A 21,098-nucleotide genomic window follows, 5' to 3' on the forward strand; every position below is an offset into this window, starting at 1 on the left:
CACCGGGAGATACGTTCCAAATCGCGAATGGTTTCCTCAGCGCGCCTCGGCCAGGGCACGGGCGAGCAGGTGAAAGTCCTTTTCGCGGGGCGACGCGCGCCGCCAGACCAGGGCGATCCGGCGCGACGGATTTTCGGCTTCCAGCGGCCGCGCGGTCAACCCCGTATGCTCCAATATTCCCGCCTTCAGCGCCATTTCCGGCAGCATCGTCACGCCCAAGCCGTTATCGACCATCTGCACGATCGTGTGTAGCGAGGTGCCCATTATCGTCGCCTCGGCGCGCAGTTCCGGGCGGTTGCAGGCAGCCAGCGCGTGATCCTTCAGGCAATGCCCGTCTTCGAGCAGCAGCAGCCGGGTCTCGTCGATCTCCGCCGCCCGCATCGACACGGCATGCGCGCCCAGTTCCGCCTCAGGCCCGGCGATGAACAGACGGTCCTCGAAGAGCGTTTCGCTCGACACCTCGCCGCACGCGTAAGGCAGCGCCAGCAGCACGCAATCGGTGCGCCCGTTGTGCAGCCCCTCGCATGCCGCGCCGCTCGGCTCCTCGCGCAGGAACAGCCTCAGGTCGGGATACTCGGCGCGCAACCGCGGCAGGATGCTCGGCAGCATGAACGGTGCGATCGTCGGGATCACGCTCATGCGCAGCTCGCCCGATAGCGGCCGGCCGGCGGCGCGGGCGAGATCGCCCAACTCCTCCGCCTCGCGCAGCACGCGGCGGGCCTTGTCCGAAATGCGTTCGCCGATTGGCGTGAAGCGCACCACGCGGCGCGTGCGCTCGACCAGCACCACGCCGATCAGCGTCTCGAGTTCGCGGATGCCCGCCGACAGCGTGGATTGCGTGACGAAGCACGCCTCCGCCGCGCGGCTGAAGTGACCATGATCCCTGAGCGCGACAAGATATTGCAACTGCTTCAAGGTCGGGAGATAGGTCGCCATCATCGCTCCGCTCGATCAATAATCGTCGGATAGACTATAGGATCGATAAAGCGCCGGACAGTATCGGTCGCCGTTATTTCAGCGCGACATAGAGGTTGAAGATGCTGGTCAGTGTCAGGATCGCACCGACCAGGAACATCAGCGTCTTTGCCGGAACGCGCCGTGCGAGCAGCGCTCCAAACGGAGCCGCGATCACGCCGCCGATCAGCAGGCCGACCGTCGCCATCGTGAACGCAGCGAGCCCCAATTGTGTGATGAACGTGGCGGAGATCGTCGCGGTCAGGAAGAATTCGGCGGTGTTGACGGTGCCGACCGTCATGCGTGGCGAGGCACCCTGGACCAGCAGGTTGCTCGTCACCACCGGCCCCCAGCCGCCGCCGCCCGCCGCATCAAGGAAACCGCCGACCAGGCCGAGCGGCTCGACGATCTTCGGCTCGCGCTCGCGCGGTGGATAGCGCAGCGCGCGGAACAGCAGGTACAGGCCGATGCACGCAAGATAGGCGAGGATGAACGGCTTGGCGGTGGCGGCATTGATGTTCGACAGCACATACGCCCCGAGCACGCCGCCGATCACGCCGGGGATCATCAGGCGGAAGAACAGCTTCCAGTTCACGTTGCGATGCAGTGCGTGGCTGATGCCGGACACGGCGGTGGTGAACGTCTCGACCGTATGCACGCCGGCGGAGGCGGCGGCGGGGGGCACGCCGAGGAACAGCAGCAGCGAATTGGAGATCACGCCAAACGCCATGCCCAGCGCACCGTCCACCATCTGCGCGGCGAAACCCACGGCGATGAACGGCAGCAGGGCTTCGAGCGTCGCAACCGACAGATAAGACTCCAAGACGATCCCCAGTTTGACGGCGCGACCCGGTCGAAATCGCGCAACGCGGGATATCCTACAAGGAAGATAGGGTTTGGCGCCAGAAACTTACGATGGGGCGGTGCTTTAATTTGATGCCCGGAACGATTAGATAGCGCGTCAGAAAACTAGGGGACTGACGATGATACAGCGGCTGGTCGCTTATCTCGATTCGATCAAGCTGCGCGATCCGGCGCCGCGTTCGCGCTGGGAAATCCTCACTTATCCTGGGGTGTGGGCGCTCGGCTATCATCGCATCGCCCATCGCCTGTTCAAGGCGCGATTGTTCTTCCTCGCCCGGCTGGTCAACCACTGGTCGCGCATGTTCACCGCGATCGACATCCATCCCGGCGCGACGATCGGGCGCGATTTCTTCATCGACCACGGTTTCGTGGTGATCGGAGAGACGGCCGAGATCGGCGATAACGTCACGATCTATCAATGCGTTACGCTGGGAGGCACCAGCCCGGACAATGGCGTGGCGGGCAAGCGCCACCCGACCTTGGCGGACGGCGTGATCATCGGGTCCGGCGCTCAGGTGCTGGGTCCGATCCTGGTCGGCAAGGGCGCGCGGGTCGGGGCCAATGCGGTCGTGACCAAGCCGGTGCCGGAGGGCGCGGTGATGGTCGGCATCCCAGCGCGCGCGACGATGGTCGAGGGCGGGCAGAAACAGCCCGGCTTCCTGGCCTATGGTACGCCGTGCAGCGACGTGTTCGACCCGCAGACGCAAAAGGTCGAACTGCTGCGGTGCGAACTGGAGACGATGCGCAAGCGGCTCGATGCCCTGCTCGCCGAAAATGAGGATCTGCGCGACCGTGCCTGATCGGCGGGCCGAGGCCTGATGGGTGTCGTCACGCCATTCCCGGTGCCGCCGCGCGGCGGGGAGACCCAGATCGGGTTCGAACGCGCCGAACTCACCAGGATCCTCGATCTCTACGGCCGGATGGTCGCGGCGGGTCATTGGAAAGATTATGCGATGGATCTCGGGCGCGAGGCCGCGATCTTCTCTGCCTTCCGCCGCGCGGCCGAGCGGCCCGAATTCCGAATCGAGAAGCGCCCGGCGTTGCGCAACCGGCAGGGCATGTGGGCGCTGATCGGCGAAGGCGGCGCGGTGCTGAAGCGGGGGCACGATCTGGCCCCGGTGCTGGCGCCGGTCGAACGGCGGCTGATGAAGCTGGTGGCTGAGTGAGCTTCACCCGCCGCTGACCGTCTCAACATCGTCACCCCAGCGCAGGCTGGGGTATCCATGGGGCGGACGGTGCGCCCGCCCCACCGAGATCCCAACCTGCGCTGGGATGACGCGCTTGTTACGCGCTTACCGGCACCATCTGCCCCACCGGTGGCAGGCGATCCGCCACGCTGCCCAACGTGCCGACCACCAGCTTGCGCATCGGGTGCCAGAAGGCGGAGAGGGTCAGCAATGCGGAACCGATGATCAGCGCGGTGAACGCCCAGGCCAATTCGACCGCACCGGCCGTCTCGAACAGCGAAGACAGAGCGTAGAGCACGTAGACGAGGCTGGAGACGAGCAAGGCGCGCCGGTCCACCGCCAGGGCGACGAAGCCGAACACGAGGTAGAGCGCGATCACGATCATCGCCATGCCGATGCCGATCGCCCCGTCGAACACGCCGAGGATGTTGAACAAGGCATGCGCGATCATCGGGGCGGCGGCGAGGTGCAGCCAGAAGGCGACGTCGGAGCGGCGCGTGCGGCGTTCGCGGTCGCTCATGTCCCAGCGCATCGCGAAGGTGAACATCGCGATGCCCGCGGCCAGCACCAGCCAATAAAGCGCGTCCTTGGCGGCGGGGATGAATCCGACGACCAAGGCCATCACCACGGCGACCACCGCGACCGCGCCGGCGGCGACGGTGATCGGCACCATGAAGCGGCGCCAGTGCAGCACGGCCGCGCCGGCGGTGATCGCGGCGATGACCGCGCCGATCACGCCGACGACCGGTTCGGGATGATTGGCGGCGTGATCGCGGACGAACGCCTGCAGCGCATCGCCATTGGCGACCACCAGGCCGAACAACGCGCCCGCAACGCCGCCGATGAAGCCGATCAGCAGCAGGATCGAGGGCAGGGCCATGCGGCGCTGACGCGTGAAATATTCGGCCAGCCCCCAGGTTGCCGCCGCCACCGCGACGCCACCGAGCGCTTCGTGCACCGATCGCCCGAGCCAGCCGACCCCAAGCAACACGGCGAAGGCGGCGATCGATACGAAGATGTCGTTGAAGCCGGTCAGCAACCGGAAGCTTTCCTCATCGACCGCAGGGGCGGAGCGCCCGGCGGCGATATGGTTGCGCAGTGCCGCCGCCGTCTGGGCGCTGATCGCCCCGGCCGTGACCGCCCCGTCGATATCGCTTTCGCTATACATTGGTGGATCCTCCTGTCTGTGCGAAGGAGGATATCATTAGTGTATTGGTGGCGCAATACACTAATTCAGGGTGAGGTCTACCTGGGGGAACAGCTTTCTCGTGGATCGCTTGTTGTTCGATACGGCGCTTCCCCGGCGAAGGCCGGGGTCCAGTCGGAAAGTCCGATGTGATAAGGCGCAACGCCGATCACATCTGCCTCGCAACTGGACCCCGGCCTTCGCCGGGGAAGCGCTTGTTCGAAAGTAAGAGAGAGCGGAATGAGCCGCCCCTGCGCCGAAATCAGCGTAGCAGCAGTTTCGCCTCGTGGCGCAGGAGCAACCGTGTCTTGATCGTCTTGTACGTCCGGCGCAGGAACATGCCGATCAGGCCGAAGCCCAGGATCATCATGCCCCAGGTGGCCGGCTCCGGCACGGCGACGGCGAAGACCTGGCTCTGGCGCTGGTTGTTGCCGAAGAGATAGTTGAGCTGATAGTTGCTCAGGAACTGCCACGATCCGCTGGCGACGTTGCCGAGATATTGGTTGGCGAGCGACTGGCTGGCCGCCAGATTGACGTAGGTACCGCTGCTCTGGAAATTGCCGACGCGGAAATCGCCGCCGGTGACGTTGAACGGGGTGGTCGCCGTCTCATAGACGATCTCCCACACCGCCATCTGAGTCGCTGCGGAAACGATCGTCTTCTGGTCGCCGGTCGCGTTGGCCAGTTCGGTGGCGGAGTGCGACAGCAAAGCGCCCAGCTGCTGGCGACGCGACGCGTCCGGGACGATCGTCGAACCGGTCACATAGGTATACGAACCCGTCGACATCGAGGTGTAGAGATCGATGCAATAGCTGAAGATATCGACCGGCATGTTGTACGACGTCGTGCCGACCAGTTCGAACTGGCCGATACCGGTATTGTCCAGCGCGAGATAGTTGGGCGACGACGGCGTGTAGCGGCGGACATCGCCGACGACCAGGCCGGGCGACCAGTTCCAGCTCGTGACGTTGATCGACTGCGCGTTACCGGCACTCGACCCCAGAGCGGCGGCAAAGGTTGCGGCCGCGATCATCAGCTTCTTCATGATAACTCCCCTTACACCCACGTGCGACGCCCCCGCGTACACGGTAGAATTAAGGGAATGTTAACCTCATTACGCCGCAGTATCAATCGTGTCTTTGTGCCGAAATGATACAGTATCGAGGCTTCGGGGTAGGTCGAGAACTAGCTCGCCCCAAGTCGCGTCCCCGACCTCGGCCGGAGACGCGACGACAGCGACGGGGATCAGCCCGCCTGAAGCTTGCCCAGGATGCTGATCGACTGTTCCGAACCCGATTGCGGGGTCAGTTCGCCGGTACGATCGGTGATCTCGGCCCAATGCGCCGCGATTCCTTCAGGCGACAGATCGTCGCCGGTCAGCAACTTACCCTGCGTCAGCGTGACATAAGCGGCCTGGAACACGCCGGCGCCGGCACCGATGATCATGTTGGTCGGCGCATCCTCGGATACGAGATACAAAGCCGCCGGCGCGACCTTCTCGGGCGCGAAGGCGGCGAACGCCTCGGCCGGGAACAGATCCTCGGTCATGCGCGTGCCCGCGGTCGGGGCGATCGTGTTGACCTTGATGTTGTTCTTGGCACCTTCGATCGCCAGCGTCTTGGTCAGGCCGGCCAGGCCGAGCTTGGCTGCGCCATAATTCGCCTGACCAAAATTGCCGTAGAGGCCGGTGGACGATGCGGTCATCAACAGGCGGCCGTAATTCTGCGCGCGCATCGTCTCCCACACCGCCTTGGAGACGTTGGCCGAGCCGTTGAGATGGACGTCGATGACGAAGCGGAAATCGGCCGGCTCCATCTTGGCGAAGCTCTTGTCGCGCAACACGCCGGCATTGTTGATGACGATATGCACGCCGCCCCAGGCTTCCTTGGCCTTGGCGACCATCTCGACCATCTGTTCATATTCGGTGACGCTGCCGCCGTTCGACATCGCGGTTCCGCCGGCAGCCTGGATTTCCTCGACGACCTTGAGGGCCGCATCGGAATGGCCGGTGCCGTCGCGCGCGCCGCCGAGATCGTTGACGACGACCTTCGCGCCGCGCTTGGCGAGTTCGAGGGCATAGGCACGGCCAAGGCCGCCGCCGGCACCGGTTACGATGGCGACTTTGTCGTCGAAGCGGATAGACATAAAAAAGCGCTCCCAAAATGGTGAGCGCTTCCTAGGCTATCGGTCGCTGGTGGCAAGGGGGTGGACGATCACGCCCACCCCGCCTGCGGATGAGAGCCTACCGGCCGCCGCGCTCAATGCACTTGTCGGTCTGACCCTTCTTGCACACCGGATATTTCGCCAGCGGCGCTGGGGCGGGATAGGCCTGATCGGGCGTCGGTGCCTGCTGATAGACGATCCGGGCGCCGGGCGGAACAACCAGCGTGGTATTGGCCGGGCCATAGCCGCCGGTCGGCGTTGCCATGGCGGCGGCGTCCGGGGCGGGGGCGGCTGCGTCGGGCGCGGTCTGCGCGACTGCGGGGGCGGCCATCGCCAGGGCGGCGAGGATCAAAATCTTCATTTCAATGTCTCCTGCGGACGGGTCGCGTCTCGGCGACTCCGCTCCATCCAACGCACATTGTGCGTCATGGCTCCATCGTTGCGCAGGCGATTCGACATTTTTTGAAGGGCGGAAATGAAACGGCCGGCGCCCTGTAAGGTGCCGGCCGATCAGGCTTACTTGCGGCCCTTACGCTCGCGACAGGAATCGGTCACCGTCTTCGAGCAATAGGGATAGTTGGTGGTCGACGCCGTTGGCGCAGGAGCGGCCATTGGCGCAGGTGCGGCCATCGGTGCGGGCGCGGCCATCGGCGCGGGTGCGGCCATCGGCGCTGCTGCCGGCGGCGGCGGGGGTGCGTCGGCAGCCGGCGGGGGTGCCGGTGCGTCGGCCGGTGGCGGGGGCGCGTCGGCCGGCGGCGCGGGCATCGCGGCATCCGGGGCCGGCGGTGGCGGCGGCGTGGTCTGCGCGAAGGCCGGCATCGCGATCAGGGCGGCGGCGGCCATCAGAATCGTCTTCATGGGAAGTCTCCTCGAGTGTGTACCGGCTGCCCAACGCACGCGCGCACGGATCGTTTCGCTGCACGCGGATTCAACGACCTGCCGAGTTCTTGGGAAGTCTTCGACCGTTTGCCCCGAGCCTGTCGAAGGACTGTCCTTATTCTTGCGTCGGCAAAGACGGACGGTGCTGCGACAGGCTCGGCATGGACGGAGGATCCTGGCCGGCGGCGCTCTAGGCCCCCGTATCCAGCGCATAGCCCGCCGAGCGCACCGTGCGGATGATGTCCGGCCGGTCCTCGCCGTTGATCGCCTTGCGCAGGCGGCGGATATGCACGTCGACCGTGCGCGCCTCGATGTCGCTGTCATGGCCCCACACCGCGTCGAGCAGGCGTTCGCGGCTGAACACCCAGCCGGGATGTTCGAGGAAATGTTTCAGCAACCGGAATTCGGTCGGCCCGAGCGGGATGAACTCGCCGCCACGGCGGACCTTGTGGCCGACCGTGTCCATCTCGAGATCGGCATAGGTGAGCTGTTCGCCCGCCAGCGCCGGCCGCACGCGGCGCAGCACCGCGCCGACGCGCGCGACGAGTTCGCGCGGGGAAAAGGGCTTGGTGACGTAATCGTCCGCGCCGGTTTCCAGCCCGCGCACCCGGTCCTCCTCCTCGCCGCGCGCCGTCAGCATGATGATCGGTACGTTCTGCGTCTCGGGGCTGCGGCGCAGGCGGCGGCAGACCTCGATGCCGGACAGCCCCTCGACCATCCAGTCGAGCAGCACGATATCGGGCACGCGTTCGCGCGCCAGCAACAGCGCCTCCTCGCCGTCCGGCGTATGCGCGATCTCGAAATCCTCGCGTTTGAAATGATAGACGAGCAGTTCCGCGAGCGCGGCGTCGTCTTCGACCAGCAACATCTTGGCGCGTGCCATCGGATTATCCTTCGTTGATCTGGAAAGAACTGCGATCGCGCTCGGCCATGTGGGTGCCGGTCGCGGCGTAATAGACCATTTCCGCGACGTTCGTCGCATGATCGCCGACCCGTTCGAGGTTCTTGGCGATGAACAAGACGTGCGCCATCTGGCCGATGGTCTTGGGGTTCTCCATCATGTGCGTGACGAGCACCCGGAACAGGCTGTTGTAGAAATCGTCGACCTGCCGGTCGCGGTCGCACACGTCGAGCGCGGCGGTCGCGTCGCGCGCGGCGAAGGCGTCGAGCACGTCGTGGACCATCGCGATGGCGAGAGTGGCCATCGCCGGCAGCACCGACAGCGGCTCCATGTCACCCTGCACGTCGATCAGCGGCACGCGCTTGGCGATGTTCTTGGCATAGTCGCCGATCCGTTCGATCACGCCGGCGATCTTCAGCGCGGCGACCACCTCGCGCAGATCGTCGGCCATCGGCGCGCGCAACGCGATGATGCGGATCGCGAGGCTTTCGACCTGCATTTCCAGCGCGTCGATCGCCTTGTCGCCGGCAACGATCGCGGCGGCACCCTCCAGATCGTGGCGGCGCAGCGCCTCGACCGCGGCGAGGATCGCCTGTTCGGCCATCCCGCCCATCTGGGCGATCAGCGCGCGCAGATCGCCGATCTCCTCGTCGAATGCCTTTACGGTATGGGTGTTCACGTGCGCGGTCGTCCTTGATCTCGAAGCGGGGCTCAGCCGTAGCGGCCGGTGATGTAATCCTTGGTGCGTTCGGCCTGCGGATTGGTGAAGATGGTCGACGTCTCGCCATATTCGACGAGGCTTCCGAGGTGGAAGAAGGCGGTGCGTTGCGAGACGCGCGCGGCCTGCTGCATGTTGTGCGTGACGATGACGATCGCGTAGCGGCCCTTGAGTTCGTGTATCAACTCCTCGATCCGCGCGGTGGCGATCGGATCGAGCGCGCTGCACGGCTCGTCCATCAGGATCACCTCCGGATCGACGGCGATGGCGCGGGCGATGCAGAGCCGCTGCTGCTGGCCACCCGACAGAGCGGTGCCGCTTTCGGTCAGGCGATCCTTCACCTCTTCCCACAGGCCGGCGCGCTTCAGTGATTTTTCGACGATCCCGGCCAAGTCGGTCTTGTTGCCGGCCAGGCCGTGGATGCGTGGGCCGTAGGCGACGTTCTCGAAGATCGATTTCGGGAACGGGTTGGGTTTCTGGAACACCATGCCGACGCGCGCGCGCAACTGCACCACGTCCATGTCGGGGGCGTAGATATCCTCGTCGTCGAGGCGGATGTCACCGGAAACCCGCGCCGAGGGGATCGTGTCGTTCATGCGGTTCAGCGTGCGCAGGAAGGTGGATTTGCCGCAGCCCGACGGGCCGATGAACGCGGTGACGTGATCGCGATCGACCTCGATCGACACGTCGTCGATCGCCTGTTTCGCGCCGTAGAAGACGTTGACGTTTCGGGCGGAAATCTTGGTGGTCATGACCAGCGGGTCTCGAACTTGTTGCGGAGGTAGATGGCGAACCCGTTCATCGCGAGCAGGAAGACGAGCAGGACGATGATCGCGGCACTGGTCTTCTCGACGAAGCCGCGATTGACCTGATCGGACCATAGGAAGATCTGCACCGGCAAGACGGTGGCGGGATCGGTGATGCGGTCCGGCGGGGAGACCATGAAGGCGCGCATGCCGATCATCAGGAGCGGCGCGGTTTCTCCGAGTGCCCGCGCCATGCCGATGATCGTGCCGGTCAGGATGCCGGGCAGAGCGAGCGGCAGGACGTGGTGGAAAACGACCTGGATCGGGCTGGCCCCAACCGCCAGCGCGGCGTCACGGATCGAGGGCGGGACGGACTTGATCGCGTTCCGCCCGGCGATGACGATCACCGGCATGGTCATCAGCGCCAGCGTCAGCCCGCCGACCAAGGCGGCCGAACGCGGCAAGCCGAAGGTGCCGAGGAACACCGCGAGGCCGAGCAGCCCGAAGATGATCGAGGGCACCGCGGCGAGATTGTTGATCGACACCTCGATCAGGTCGGTCCAGCGGTTTTTGGGGGCGTATTCCTCGAGATAGAGCGCGGACAGCACACCGATCGGGAAGGCGATCAGCAACGTCACGATCATCGTAAACAGCGATCCCTTGAGCGCGCCCAAGATGCCGACCATCGTGGGATCGGTGGAGTCCGAGCCGGTGAGGAAGTTGGGGTTGAAGCCGGTGGAGATCAGGTTCCGTGCCTGCAACCGTGCGACGATCGCCTCGGCCTGCGGGGTGCCTTCAGACTTTGCGGCGAGGTCGATCGCGTCTGAGGCGGGAACCTTGATGATCGCACCGCCCTGCAGAAGCGTCGGATCGGCCTTCACCGCCGCACGTACGCGGAGCCAGGCTCCGTCGGACAGCAGCTTGAACCCGTCTTTGCCGAACTGCGCGTTGGCGGCATTGTCGGTCGCGCTCTCGATACCCGCGGCGGCGAGCGCGAAATCGGCCCCCGGACCCCTGAGACGCGCCGGGTCCAGCGTCAGGCCGGCCCGGGGAAAATCGATGCGCAGTTTCAGTTGGGTCTGCGAAAATCCTCCCAAGCCGTTGATCAGCATGGTGATCAGCAGGAAGGCGAGGAACCCCGCCGACATCACGACGGCGGCCAGCCCGAGCCAGCGGAAGCGACGTTCGGACGCGTAGCGCTTGCGGATGCGTTTCTGCATCGCGTCGGTGCGCCAATTGGTCGGAGCCCGATCAGTCATAGGCTTCGCGATATCGTTTCACCACGCCGAGCGCGACGATGTTGAGCAGCAGGGTGATGACGAACAGGGTCAGCCCAAGCGCGAAGGCGGCGAGCGTCTTGGCGCTGTCGAACTCCGCCTCGCCGGTCAGCAGATCGACGATCTGCTTGGTCACGGTGGTGGCGCTGGCGAAGGGGTTGAGCGTCATCGTCGCGACGCCGGATGCGGCCATGACGACGATCATCGTCTCGCCGATCGCGCGGCTGATCGCGAGCAGGACGCCGCCGACCACGCCGGGCAAGGCGGCGGGCAGCAGCACCTTGCGGATCGTCTCGGAACTGGTCGCGCCCATCGCCAGGCTGCCGTCGCGCATCGAGGCGGGCACGGCGGCGATCGAATCGTCCGCCATCGAGGACACGAACGGGATGATCATCACGCCCATCACGAGGCCCGCCGCCAGCGCGCTTTCGGAACTGGCCCAGCTGACGCCGATCGACACTGCGAAATCGCGCACGGCAGGCGCGACGGTCAGCGCGGCGAAATAGCCGTAGACCACGGTCGGCACGCCGGCGAGCATCTCGAGGATCGGCTTCATCCATTTGCGGACGGCGGGCGCGGCATATTGGGTGAGGTAGATCGCGCTCATCAGACCGAACGGGATCGCGACGATCATCGCGATCCCCGCGCCGATGAAGAACGTGCCCCAGAACAGCGGCACCGCGCCCAACGAAGCCCCGGGGTCTTTCGCGCCGATCACCTGTGGGCTCCAATGCGTGCCGAACAGGAAATCCGTGATCGGCACCATGCGAAAGAAGCGCGCGCTTTCAAACAGTAACGAAGCGACGATGCCGATCGTCGTGAGGATCGCGATGAGCGAAGCCGCGAGCAGCATCAGCATAACCACGCGCTCGATCCGGCTGCGCGCGCGGAAGCCCGCCTTGACGCGGGTATAGGCCCAGGCCCCGCTGGCGAAGGCGAGCAACAGGGCGACCGCGCTGCCGATCCAATCGTAGCGCGATTGCGCGGCGACATAATAGGGCGCGAGCGTGCGGCTGAGCGGGTGGAAGGCGCCGAAACCGCGCCCCGCGCCCAGATTGCGCGCCTCGGACAGAATTGCCGCGCGTTCGAACCCCTTGGGCGGCAGCTGCTGTGCAGCGGGGGCGGTCAGCACCGCATCGGTGACGAGGGCGGGCGAGGTGAACAACCAGATCGCGAGGAACAAGGCGGCGGGCAGCAAGGTCCACAGCGCGACATAGGTGCCGTGATGCGCCGGCAGCGAACTGAACCGCATGCCATTGCTCCGCTTGAACGTCGCGGCCCGCGCGCGTGCCGCCAGCCAGCCGATCAGGGTGAGCCCGGCGATGAGGAAGAGGAGGGTGAGGGCGGACATTAAACTGCGGCTTCCCCGGTGGGCGCCAGAGGTGCCCAAAGCCCTGCCATCATCCCGGACTTGATCCGGGATCCAACGCCCCGCACGTCCACCCGGAGTTGCGTTTGCGGCACGTTGGACCCCGGATCGAGTCCGGGGTGACGGCTTGGGGCGGTGGATGTCACTTCAATTCCGCTGGTTTCAGCAGCGTGCCGGTCGCCAACACCGCCACCGCCTGGGCCCGCACGGACGGCGGCGCGGCGATCAGGCCCTTGGCGGTGAGCGGTCCGCCCGGATTCCACAGACCGGCATAGATTTTCAGGAAATCGGCGAGCCCGGGGATTGCGCTCAGATGCGCCTTCTTCACGTAGAGATAGAGTGGCCGCGATCCGGGATAGGCAGTGTCCGCGATCGTCGCATAGGTCGGCAGGGTGCCGTTCAGCGGCACGCCGTTCACGTTGTCGCGATTCTCTTCCAGATACGAATAACCGAAGATGCCGATCGCGTTGGGGTTGGACTGCAGCTTCTGGACTATCAGATTGTCGTTCTCGCCCGCGTCGATATAGGCGCCGTCCTCGCGGATGCGGGTGCAGAGGGCGGCGTAACCGTCGTGATCCGCGTCCTTCATCGCATGTGCGCGGGGCGCGACCGCCTCGCAGCCCTTATCGAGGATCAGCTCGGTCAGGGCATCTCGCGTGCCGCTGGTCGCGGGCGGGCCGTAGACTTGGATCGGGGTGGCGGGCAAAGCGGGGTCAACATCGGCCCAGGTGCGCGCGGTATTGGGGTTGCCGCCCGGCGACGCGGCGAGCGCCTTGTAGAGATCGGCCGGGGTCAACTGCATCTTCGGCCCGTTCTTCGCCTCGGCGAAGGCGATGCCGTCCAGCCCGATCTGGATCTCGATGATGTCGGTCACGCCGTTCTTCGCGCAGATGGCGTATTCGGACGCCTTCATCCGGCGCGAGGCATCGGCGATGTCGGGATGCCCGGCGCCAACGCCAGCGCAAAACAATTTCATCCCCGGCCCGGTGCCGGTCGATTCGATCACCGGCGCCTTGATGCCGGGCGCGGAATTGACGAACTGTTCGGCGGCGATCGTGGTGAAGGGATAGACGGTCGACGATCCCACCGCGGTGATATGATCGCGCGACCCCGCGCCGCCGCCGCTCGCCTGGTCCTCGCACGCCGCCAGCGCCAAAGCGGGTAGCGCGAGCGGGATGAGCAGGAAGGGCAACAGCCTCGGCACGTACGAAAGTCTCCAGCGAAAGGCGACGAACGGCCCGGCGAATCCGCGCCTAGCCTGTCGCTCCTGCGGCTGTGTGACAGTTCGGTTGCGTTTTTATGACAGCGGATTTGGAGCGGTGATCGGAGTTGCGTGATTTGGAGGGCGACGCTGCCTGCTCCGCACCATTCCGGGGCGGGGGGTCGATCGCGCTGACCGGCCCTTACCCCTTCACTCCATGCGCTGGCAGCACGATCGATACGGTCGTGCCAGTGCCGACGACGCTGGCGATATCCAGTCGGCCGCGATGCCGCTCTACGATATGCTTGACGATCGCGAGGCCGAGGCCGGTGCCGCCGCCGGCGCGGCTGCGGCCGGGATCGACGCGGTAGAAGCGTTCCGTCAGGCGGGGGATGTGTTCGCTGGGGATGCCGTCGCCCTGGTCGGCGACGCTCAGGCGCACCATGCCGGCATCCTGCCACAGCCGCACGGTGACGGGCGCATCGGCGCGGCCATATTTGATCGCGTTGCCGACGAGGTTGTGGAGCATCTGGCTGAGCTGCACGCGGTCGCCGGTGACCGCCGACACGCCGTCGCCCAAATCCAGCACGATCCGGCCCTTGACGATCTCCGCGCGGACCTCGCCAACCAAGTCGGCGAGATCGACGGCGCGGTCGGGCAGGCGGTATTTCTCCGCTTCGATCCGGCTGAGCGAGATGAGATCCTCGACGAGCCGCTGCATCCGCCGCGCCTCGTCGTCCATGATCTTCAGGAAGCGCCCGCGCAGCGCCGCGTCCTCTCCGGCCTCGTCGCTCAGCGTTTCGATATAGCCGAGGATCGAGGCGAGCGGCGTGCGCAGTTCGTGACTGGCATTGGCGACGAAATCGACGCGCATGCGCTCGGCGGCGTAATTGCCGGTCTGGTCGATAAGGTGGACGATGCGCTGGCCTCCGGCCCCCAACGCGACGCGCATCTGCCAGCGCTGGTCGAGCGTGCCGAGCCCGACCAGATCGATCGGCTCCGCCGTGCCCGGCGCGATCGGCCCGACCAGCCGTTCGGCAGCCGCAGGGTGGCGGATCGCGAGGCGCACGTTCTGGCCGAGGATATGTCCGCCGAGCAAAGCGCGGGCCGGGGCGTTGGCCTGCGTCACGCGGCCCTCGGTCACGATCAGGATCGGCTCGACGATCGCCTCCAGCACATCGCCGAGATCCAGCGGCGGCGCGTCCGTGGAAGCCGGGGGCTGGTCCGGATCGACCGCGATCTCGCTCGTGCCCGCGGCCGTCAGCACCGCCGCGACGCCGCCGATCAGCGTGACCAGAGTCGCCTGTACATCATGCCCGAGCAGGAAAACGGCGATCGCGGCCACGGCGACGAGGCCGATCGCGGTGAGCGTGCGTATGCCGAACCCCTGAACCATTATGGCACGCCTTAGCGCAAACGTGCTTAACCGGGATAGGGTCGCTTGCGTGGGCCGGACGATTGTGAAAGGGCTAGGGGCATGAGCGACGATGTTCCTCCCCTGCCGGCCGAAGAGATGCCCGCGCCCGGCGCGCTCGGGCGTCGCGCGCTGATGCTCGGCGCGGTGGGGGCGTCGGCGATCATCTCGATCCGCCCGGCGCTCGCGCAGACCAATGCGTCGGTGATGGCGTGCGAGATCCCGGTGCCGGATGCCGGCCGTGCAGGATCGGCGATCGCCGCCGATGGATCGGTCGTGCCGCGCGGAACGCCGGGATCGTTCGCCGCCAATGGCCGCGTGTTCAAGGCCGCCGACGTCAAGCGCGCGATGTCCGGTGGGCAATTGCCGGGCACCGATTACGAAACTAACCGCGCGTATATGAGCTACATCCGCAAGCTGCAGTCGGGCACCAGCGGCTTCACCTGCTTCGCCTCGCTGCAGATGCCGCGCGGCTGAGGCTTTGGCCGATCCGCTGTTCCGCAGCGTCCGCGTGGAGACGCTGCGCATCGATTGGCTCGACGATTTCACGCTGATCTATCACCGTGCATCGGGCATCACTCACCTGTTGAACGCGCCCGCGCCGGAGATCCTGGCGACATTGGGCGAAGCGGGCATGACGCTGGCGGAACTGACCGACACTCTGGCGGCACAGTTCGATCTGCCCGATCTGGATGCGGGCGCGCTGGCCGCGCGGCTCGACGAACTGGTGTCGGCCGGTCTGGTCGTCGCCGCATGAAGCACGTCTTCTCGGTCAAGATCGGGCCGGTCGGGTTTCGCGTCGGCGCCGACTGGCGCGCGCCGATCGCGCAACTGGCCGATCTTTATGCGGGCTATCCCCGGCCCGACGACGGCGTGCCCGATTTCACCGTGCGCTTGTTCGCCGCGCGGCCGTGGCGGCGCTTCGTGCGCCCGGCGGTGATGATCGGCGGTGATTTCGTGCTGCCCGAGGCCGCGCCGCTGCCGCTTGCGCAGGGGCTGCTCGCGGCGGAGATGGGGATGAACCTGCAGATGGCGCTCGGGCAGCGGCGCTATCTGCTGCTGCACGCCTCGGCGGTCGAGCGGGATGGGCGGGCGCTGTTGATGACCGGCGTGTCGGGCGCGGGCAAGTCCACGCTCGCGGCGCTCCTCTCGCTGCGCGGCTGGCGGCTGATGGGCGACGAATTCGCCTTGCTCGATCCGGCGACCGGGCTGATCCACGCCTTTCCGCGCCTCGTGAGTCTGAAGAACACGGCGATCGGCGTGGTCGAACGCGCCGCGCCGGAGCGCCGGTTCGGGCCGTTGCTCGCAGGCACGCCGAAGGGCGACATCCGCCATCTCGTGCCCGATGCGGCTGCGGTCGCGGCGATGCAGGTGCCCGCGCGACCGACCTTGATCCTGTTCCCCAGCTTCGGGTTCGATCCGGCGCAGCGCGAGATATCGCACAGCGAGGCGTTCGTCCGGCTGACCCAGGCATCGACCAACTATGTCTCGCTCGGCGAGCGCGGCTTTGCGGCGCTGACCGGACTGGTGAAGAATACGCCCGCGCTGGCGATCGATTATCCCGATACCGACAGCGCGATCGCGCAGGTCGAAGCCGTCTGGGAAGCCCTGGGGGAAAAGCTGTGAACGACGGCTGGCTCCTGGCGCGCGCGCTGCGTCTGCCCGGCCAGACGCTGGCGTTGGACGCGGCGGGTTGGACCGACCTGCTCGCCATCGCGCGGGCCGAACAGATGATCGGCACGCTCGCGCATCGGCTGAACGGGCTGAAGCTGCCGAGCGCGGTGCAGCGCATTCTGGAGGATGCCCGCGCCTCCGCCGACCAGGGCCGATCCGTCGCCTTGTGGGAGGCGGAGGTCGCGCGGCGCGTGCTGACGCCGATCGGTGTGCCGGTCGTGCTGCTGAAGGGCACCGCCTTCGTCGCCGCCGGGCTGAGGGCGGGGCAGGGGCGGTCGATCGGCGATCTCGATATCCTCGTGCCGCGCGATGATATCGATCGGGTCGAGGCGGCGTTGCTCGCGAGCGGTTGGGAATGGGTGAAGCCCGATCCGTACGACGACGCATATTATCGCCGCTGGATGCACGAGCTTCCCCCTTTGATCCATCGCGACCGCGACCGGATGATCGACGTCCACCACACCATCCTGCCGCTGACCGCGCGGATCACGCCCGATGCGGCGGCGCTGCTGGCGGACAGCGTGGAGATCGCGCCGGGCCTGCGCACCCTGTCCGCCAACGACATGCTGGTCCACGCCGCGGCGCACCTGTTCGCCGATGGCGATCTGGCCGGCGGCATGCGGAACCTGTGGGACGTGCATTGCCTGGTCGAGGAATACGGTACGGAAGGGCTGGCCGCGCGGGCCGCGCATCACGGGCTGGCGAAGGAAACGGCGCACGCGCTGCGTCTCGCGGCGGCGCTGTACGGCGAGGTCGCCAGGATCGGGCTCGTCGATTGGCTATACCTGCGCCGCATCACCGCCCGCGATGGCTGGGGCTGGCCGACCCGCCCGGTTGCGCGCCAGGCCTTCTATGTCCGTTCGCACTGGTTGCGCATGCCGCCGACGATGCTCGCGCGGCATCTGTGGACGAAGTGGCGCAAGGGCGGCGCCGGCCCGTCGGCGGGATGAATGCAAGATGACCGATAGCTTTCAATAAGCTGTCAGGAGAATTCAGCCGCTCGACATCCGTATAGTTTTAATACCCGTCCTATCTGGTTGAATGGAAGAGGACGGACTGATCATGGCTAACCGACGCTGGACCGACGAAGACGTCGAGGATTTGCGCCACCGTGTCGCAGCCGGGCAAAGTGTTCGCGATATCGCGATCGATATCATGCGATCGCAGGAAGCGACGCGCGCGCGCATGCAGACTCTAGGCCTCACCAAGCCGCGCGCCTTCAAGGGCGAACGCATTTTATGCGGGGCGTCCGAAGATGCGGAACAATAATCGCAAGTCCCTGTTACACCCCCGTTACAAACAGGGAGAGACTCAATGACCGACTATAGAAACGATCGTGAAACCGTAGTGGTGAAGAAGCGTAGCGGCGGCACGATCATCGCGATCGTTGTGGTCGCCGCTCTGGTGATCGTCGGCCTGCTGTTCGCCACCGGCTTCTGGAGCGCCGACGTGACCAAGACCGGCGCGCTACCGGAAGTATCGGTCAAGGGCGGCGAACTCCCGAAGGTCGATCTGGATTCGAAGGAAGTCGTCGTCGGCACCAAGAAGACCGAAGTCGACGTTCCCAAGGTGAAGACCGAAAAGGAAACGCTCAGCGTTCCGACCGTCGGCGTGAAGGACAATGGCGAGAAGTAAGCATTCGCCATCTTTTTGATAACGGGGCCTCCACCACGCGGTGGGGGCCCTTTTCGTATCAGGCGAGCCGCTCCAATGTCGGGATCAGCTCGTCATACTTCTGGATCACCGCGTCGGCACCGAGTTCCTCGACCGGCTGCATCAGAAATCCGAAGCCGACCGCGATGCCGGGGATGCCCGCATTCTTCGCCGCCATGATATCGTAGATCGAATCGCCGACGAATGCCGCGCGGGTCGTCCCCACCTCGCCGCCGCAGCGCCGGATCATCTCGTCGATCGGCGCGCGGTGCGGTTTCGAGAATCCCTTGCCCATCGTGTCGCCCCCGATCAGCGCGGCGAAGCGGTCGCGCAGGCCGAGATCGCCGAGCAATTTCGCCGCGAACGCCTCGAACTTATTGGTCACGATCGCCGTCTTGACGCCCATCGCATCGAACCGGTCGAGCACGTCCAGCGCACCGGGATAGGGGTGCGAATGAACCGAAATGTGCGCCTCGTAATAGCCGAGCATGCGCTTGTAGAGCGTGCGAAACTCGTCCGCGTCGCAGCCGCCGGTCGCCTCCAGCCCGAGCGTCAGCATGTGCTTGGCACCGCCGCCGATCATCGTCTTGACCTTGTCGATGCTCAGCGTCGGCCGACCGGCAAAGGCGAGCGTATCGTTGACCGCCGCGGTCAGGTCGCCGCTGGTATCGAGGAAGGTGCCGTCGAGATCGAAGCCGACGATGGCGAATGAAAAATGCGTCATGATCGCCAACCCTGACAGCATCGCTCTGGAAATGGCAATATGGTCGTGGCAGGGCAGGGGCATGAGCCAGCCCCCCCTGAGCCGACCGCCCCTGAGCCGTCCGATCGCCGCGATCGTCCTCGCCGCCGGCAAGGGCACGCGCATGAAATCCGATCTGCACAAGGTGCTCCATCCGATCGCCGGGCGCCCGATGCTGCTGCATCTGGCGGCGTCGGTGGCGGAGCTGGGGGCGGAGCGCACCGTTGTCGTCACCGGCGCGGGGCGCGAACAGGTCGAGGCGGCGGTTGCGCCGCTCGGCATCGCGACGGCCGTGCAGGCCGATCAGCTCGGCACCGCGCACGCCGTGTTGCAGGCGGAGGCTGCGCTGGCTGGCTTCGAAGGCGACGTGTTGATCCTCTATGGCGACGTGCCGCTTGTCTCGACGGAGACGATGCGGCGCATGCTCGATATGTTGCAGGCCGAGGATGCGCCGACCGTGGTCGTGCTGGGCTTCCGGCCGGACGTGCCGGCTGCCTACGGGCGGATCATTGCCGATGGGGATGGCCGGATCGTCAAGATGGTCGAGGCGAAGGATGCGTCGCCTTCCGAACTGGCCGAAACCTTGTGCAATTCGGGGTTGATGGCCGTGCGTTCGGCGGACCTGTTCCGGTTGCTCGCCAAGGTCGGCAATGACAATGCGGCGGGCGAATATTATCTGCCCGACGTGGTAATGCTCGCGCAGGGAGAGGGTGGCTTCTCGGTCGTGACCGAAACCGACGCGGACGAGGTTGCCGGCGTCAACAGCCGTGCGGAACTGGCGACGGTGGAGGCAAGCTGGCAGGTCAAGCGCCGCGCCGCCGCGATGGCAGACGGCGTCACGCTGATCGCGCCCGAAACCGTGTGGTTCGCCCATGACACGCGGATCGGGCGCGACGTGGTGATCGAACCCAACGTCTTCTTCGGCCCCGGCGTGACCATCGCCGACGGCGCGACGATCCGCGCCTTCTGCCATATCGAGGGCGCGAGCGTCGGTGCGCAGGCGGAGGTCGGCCCATATGCCCGGCTGCGGCCCGGCGCGGTGATGGGCGCGAAATCGAAGATCGGCAATTTCGTCGAGATGAAGAAGGCGGTACTGGGCGAAGGTGCCAAGGCCAACCATCTGTCGTATCTCGGCGACGCGGAGGTCGGCGCGGGCGCGAATATCGGCGCGGGAACGATCACCTGCAACTATGACGGTTTCTTCAAATACAGGACGGTGATCGGCGCAGGCGCTTTCGTCGGATCGAACAGCGCCCTGGTCGCCCCGGTGTCGATCGGCGCGGGCGCGATCGTGGCGGCGGGGTCGGTCGTGACGGCGAATGTCGAAGCGGACGCATTGTGTCTCGTCCGTCCCGTACAGACGTCCAAACCCGGCTGGGCGAAGCGCTTCCGCGACGCGATGCGCGCGAAGAAGTCTGGCAGATGATATCGCGATATGATATCGGCATATCATGCGCACGCTGATCGACCTTCCCGAAGACGATATGAAGTGGCTTGACCGCAAGGCGGCCGAGCAGGGCAGGTCGCGCGCTGCTCTCGTCCGTGAGGCAGTGTCCAACTATCGCGCCGGGTCGAAGCCGGTAGAAGACATGAGTTGGCTGGACGACGCTTTCGGGATCTGGAAGCATCGAACGGATATCGGAGATGCGGTCGAGTGGCAGCGACGGGAACGCGCAAGTTGGACGCGGCCTTGGGACCACGACTACGAAGATGTGAAAGCAGAATTTCCTGATCTGTTCGACGAAGAGGACGATCGGCAGCGCGCAATCTATCTCGCGAAGCAAAAAAAGCCGTGAGCGCGATTTCTTTCGACAGCAATATTTTGATCGACGCGCTCAACGGCGAGGTGCGCGCGCACACCGAAATTGCCCGCGCGACCCAGCGCTGGATCAGCCGGGCGACCTGGATCGAGGTGCTATCGAGGATCGAGGGCGACACGATGCCGGTGGTCTTGCGCTTTCTGGCAGGTTTCGAAATCGATGAACTCGACATCGAAATCGCCGATCGTGCCGCGGCCCTGCGCCGTGAGCGGCGTCGACTGAAGCTGCCGGATGCCGTGATTCTCGCGTCGGCCCAAGCGAACGGCCGTATCCTCGTTACCCGCAATACCAAGGATTTTCCGGTCAACATGCCCGGCATCCGTATTCCCTACACCCTCTAGCGTAAGAGA

The 21,098-nt window shown here is 65.8% G+C and carries 26 protein-coding genes; 11 read left to right on the forward strand and 15 right to left on the reverse strand.

Annotated features, from left to right (window positions below):
* Window positions 1-36: 36 nt before the first annotated feature.
* On the reverse strand, window positions 37-936 hold the full coding sequence (locus tag ASG11_RS08685) for a hydrogen peroxide-inducible genes activator (protein ID WP_055780584.1): 900 nt from the start codon (window positions 934-936) through the stop codon (window positions 37-39).
* 73 nt (window positions 937-1,009) lie between these two features.
* Window positions 1,010-1,777 (reverse strand): sulfite exporter TauE/SafE family protein, encoded by a 768-nt coding sequence (locus ASG11_RS08690; protein ID WP_443024449.1) that lies wholly within the window; start codon window positions 1,775-1,777, stop codon window positions 1,010-1,012.
* A gap of 160 nt (window positions 1,778-1,937) precedes the next feature.
* Here ASG11_RS08690 and epsC point away from each other — a divergent pair, with 160 nt between their 5' ends.
* Window positions 1,938-2,618 carry a serine O-acetyltransferase EpsC gene (epsC, locus tag ASG11_RS08695; RefSeq protein ID WP_055777819.1) on the forward strand — a complete coding sequence of 227 codons (681 nt, stop codon included), beginning with the start codon at window positions 1,938-1,940 and terminating at the stop codon, window positions 2,616-2,618.
* An 18-nt stretch (window positions 2,619-2,636) separates the two neighbouring features.
* On the forward strand, window positions 2,637-2,984 hold the full coding sequence (locus ASG11_RS08700; protein ID WP_055777822.1) for a DUF2794 domain-containing protein: 348 nt from the start codon (window positions 2,637-2,639) through the stop codon (window positions 2,982-2,984).
* A gap of 118 nt (window positions 2,985-3,102) precedes the next feature.
* Here the strand turns inward: ASG11_RS08700 and ASG11_RS08705 are convergent, their stop codons facing one another.
* From ASG11_RS08705 to ASG11_RS08760, 12 genes are all read right to left on the reverse strand, one after another.
* Window positions 3,103-4,173, reverse strand: coding sequence for a hypothetical protein (locus ASG11_RS08705; RefSeq protein ID WP_055777825.1), 1,071 nt, complete (start codon window positions 4,171-4,173; stop codon window positions 3,103-3,105).
* Window positions 4,174-4,453: 280 nt separating this feature from the next.
* Window positions 4,454-5,236 carry a PEPxxWA-CTERM sorting domain-containing protein gene (locus tag ASG11_RS08710; RefSeq protein ID WP_055777828.1) on the reverse strand — a complete coding sequence of 261 codons (783 nt, stop codon included), beginning with the start codon at window positions 5,234-5,236 and terminating at the stop codon, window positions 4,454-4,456.
* 200 nt (window positions 5,237-5,436) lie between these two features.
* Window positions 5,437-6,336: an SDR family NAD(P)-dependent oxidoreductase gene (locus tag ASG11_RS08715; protein ID WP_055777831.1), complete on the reverse strand. Its 900-nt coding sequence runs from the start codon at window positions 6,334-6,336 to the stop codon at window positions 5,437-5,439.
* A gap of 97 nt (window positions 6,337-6,433) precedes the next feature.
* The gene (locus ASG11_RS08720; RefSeq protein ID WP_055777833.1) at window positions 6,434-6,715 is read right to left on the reverse strand and encodes a hypothetical protein; all 282 of its coding nucleotides are present in this window, start codon (window positions 6,713-6,715) and stop codon (window positions 6,434-6,436) included.
* Window positions 6,716-6,870: 155 nt separating this feature from the next.
* Window positions 6,871-7,212 carry a hypothetical protein gene (locus tag ASG11_RS08725; RefSeq protein WP_055777835.1) on the reverse strand — a complete coding sequence of 114 codons (342 nt, stop codon included), beginning with the start codon at window positions 7,210-7,212 and terminating at the stop codon, window positions 6,871-6,873.
* Between the two features lie 211 nt (window positions 7,213-7,423).
* The gene (gene phoB / locus ASG11_RS08730; RefSeq protein ID WP_055777837.1) at window positions 7,424-8,116 is read right to left on the reverse strand and encodes a phosphate regulon transcriptional regulator PhoB; all 693 of its coding nucleotides are present in this window, start codon (window positions 8,114-8,116) and stop codon (window positions 7,424-7,426) included.
* 4 nt (window positions 8,117-8,120) lie between these two features.
* Entirely contained in the window at window positions 8,121-8,813 is a 693-nt protein-coding gene (gene phoU / locus ASG11_RS08735) for a phosphate signaling complex protein PhoU (RefSeq protein WP_055777839.1), read from the reverse strand.
* Between the two features lie 32 nt (window positions 8,814-8,845).
* Window positions 8,846-9,604, reverse strand: coding sequence for a phosphate ABC transporter ATP-binding protein PstB (gene pstB, locus ASG11_RS08740; protein ID WP_055777841.1), 759 nt, complete (start codon window positions 9,602-9,604; stop codon window positions 8,846-8,848).
* Entirely contained in the window at window positions 9,601-10,857 is a 1,257-nt protein-coding gene (gene pstA / locus ASG11_RS19255; RefSeq protein WP_055777844.1) for a phosphate ABC transporter permease PstA, read from the reverse strand. Before pstA ends, pstB begins: the two co-directional genes overlap by 4 nt.
* Window positions 10,850-12,226: a phosphate ABC transporter permease subunit PstC gene (gene pstC, locus ASG11_RS08750; protein ID WP_055777846.1), complete on the reverse strand. Its 1,377-nt coding sequence runs from the start codon at window positions 12,224-12,226 to the stop codon at window positions 10,850-10,852. Before pstC ends, pstA begins: the two co-directional genes overlap by 8 nt.
* A 160-nt stretch (window positions 12,227-12,386) precedes the next feature.
* Window positions 12,387-13,448 (reverse strand): substrate-binding domain-containing protein, encoded by a 1,062-nt coding sequence (locus ASG11_RS08755; protein WP_156363705.1) that lies wholly within the window; start codon window positions 13,446-13,448, stop codon window positions 12,387-12,389.
* A 199-nt stretch (window positions 13,449-13,647) separates the two neighbouring features.
* On the reverse strand, window positions 13,648-14,841 hold the full coding sequence (locus tag ASG11_RS08760) for an ATP-binding protein (protein ID WP_055777849.1): 1,194 nt from the start codon (window positions 14,839-14,841) through the stop codon (window positions 13,648-13,650).
* 81 nt (window positions 14,842-14,922) lie between these two features.
* Between ASG11_RS08760 and ASG11_RS08765 the strand changes: the two genes are divergently transcribed.
* The 6 genes from ASG11_RS08765 (at window position 14,923) to ASG11_RS08790 (ending at window position 18,168) form a co-directional block, all read left to right on the forward strand.
* Window positions 14,923-15,336 (forward strand): hypothetical protein, encoded by a 414-nt coding sequence (locus ASG11_RS08765; protein ID WP_055777852.1) that lies wholly within the window; start codon window positions 14,923-14,925, stop codon window positions 15,334-15,336.
* Window positions 15,337-15,340: 4 nt separating this feature from the next.
* Entirely contained in the window at window positions 15,341-15,616 is a 276-nt protein-coding gene (locus ASG11_RS08770; protein ID WP_055777854.1) for an HPr-rel-A system PqqD family peptide chaperone, read from the forward strand.
* Window positions 15,613-16,485 (forward strand): HprK-related kinase A, encoded by an 873-nt coding sequence (locus ASG11_RS08775; protein ID WP_055777857.1) that lies wholly within the window; start codon window positions 15,613-15,615, stop codon window positions 16,483-16,485. The genes ASG11_RS08770 and ASG11_RS08775 overlap by 4 nt, the downstream gene beginning before the upstream one ends.
* Complete coding sequence (locus ASG11_RS08780; RefSeq protein ID WP_055777860.1) at window positions 16,482-17,483, forward strand: nucleotidyltransferase domain-containing protein; 1,002 nt, start codon at window positions 16,482-16,484, stop codon at window positions 17,481-17,483. Before ASG11_RS08775 ends, ASG11_RS08780 begins: the two co-directional genes overlap by 4 nt.
* A gap of 112 nt (window positions 17,484-17,595) precedes the next feature.
* Window positions 17,596-17,802, forward strand: coding sequence for a hypothetical protein (locus ASG11_RS08785; RefSeq protein ID WP_156363706.1), 207 nt, complete (start codon window positions 17,596-17,598; stop codon window positions 17,800-17,802).
* A 45-nt stretch (window positions 17,803-17,847) separates the two neighbouring features.
* Window positions 17,848-18,168 carry a hypothetical protein gene (locus tag ASG11_RS08790; protein WP_055777867.1) on the forward strand — a complete coding sequence of 107 codons (321 nt, stop codon included), beginning with the start codon at window positions 17,848-17,850 and terminating at the stop codon, window positions 18,166-18,168.
* Window positions 18,169-18,226: 58 nt separating this feature from the next.
* Here ASG11_RS08790 and ASG11_RS08795 read toward each other — a convergent pair whose 3' ends face one another.
* The gene (locus ASG11_RS08795; RefSeq protein WP_055780588.1) at window positions 18,227-18,910 is read right to left on the reverse strand and encodes an HAD-IA family hydrolase; all 684 of its coding nucleotides are present in this window, start codon (window positions 18,908-18,910) and stop codon (window positions 18,227-18,229) included.
* Between the two features lie 61 nt (window positions 18,911-18,971).
* On the opposite strand from ASG11_RS08795, the gene glmU reads away from it, so the two are divergent.
* The 3 genes from glmU to ASG11_RS08810 are packed head-to-tail and all read left to right on the forward strand — an operon-like array spanning window position 18,972 to window position 21,089.
* Complete coding sequence (glmU, locus tag ASG11_RS08800; protein WP_201781298.1) at window positions 18,972-20,354, forward strand: bifunctional UDP-N-acetylglucosamine diphosphorylase/glucosamine-1-phosphate N-acetyltransferase GlmU; 1,383 nt, start codon at window positions 18,972-18,974, stop codon at window positions 20,352-20,354.
* A 25-nt stretch (window positions 20,355-20,379) separates the two neighbouring features.
* Window positions 20,380-20,724, forward strand: a complete 345-nt coding sequence (locus tag ASG11_RS08805) for a ribbon-helix-helix domain-containing protein (RefSeq protein ID WP_055777870.1) — start codon at window positions 20,380-20,382, stop codon at window positions 20,722-20,724.
* Window positions 20,721-21,089 (forward strand): PIN domain-containing protein, encoded by a 369-nt coding sequence (locus ASG11_RS08810; protein WP_055777873.1) that lies wholly within the window; start codon window positions 20,721-20,723, stop codon window positions 21,087-21,089. The genes ASG11_RS08805 and ASG11_RS08810 overlap by 4 nt, the downstream gene beginning before the upstream one ends.
* The last annotated feature ends 9 nt before the right edge of the window (window positions 21,090-21,098 follow it).

The organism is Sphingomonas sp. Leaf357 (assembly GCF_001423845.1).
Lineage (GTDB): Bacteria > Pseudomonadota > Alphaproteobacteria > Sphingomonadales > Sphingomonadaceae > Sphingomonas.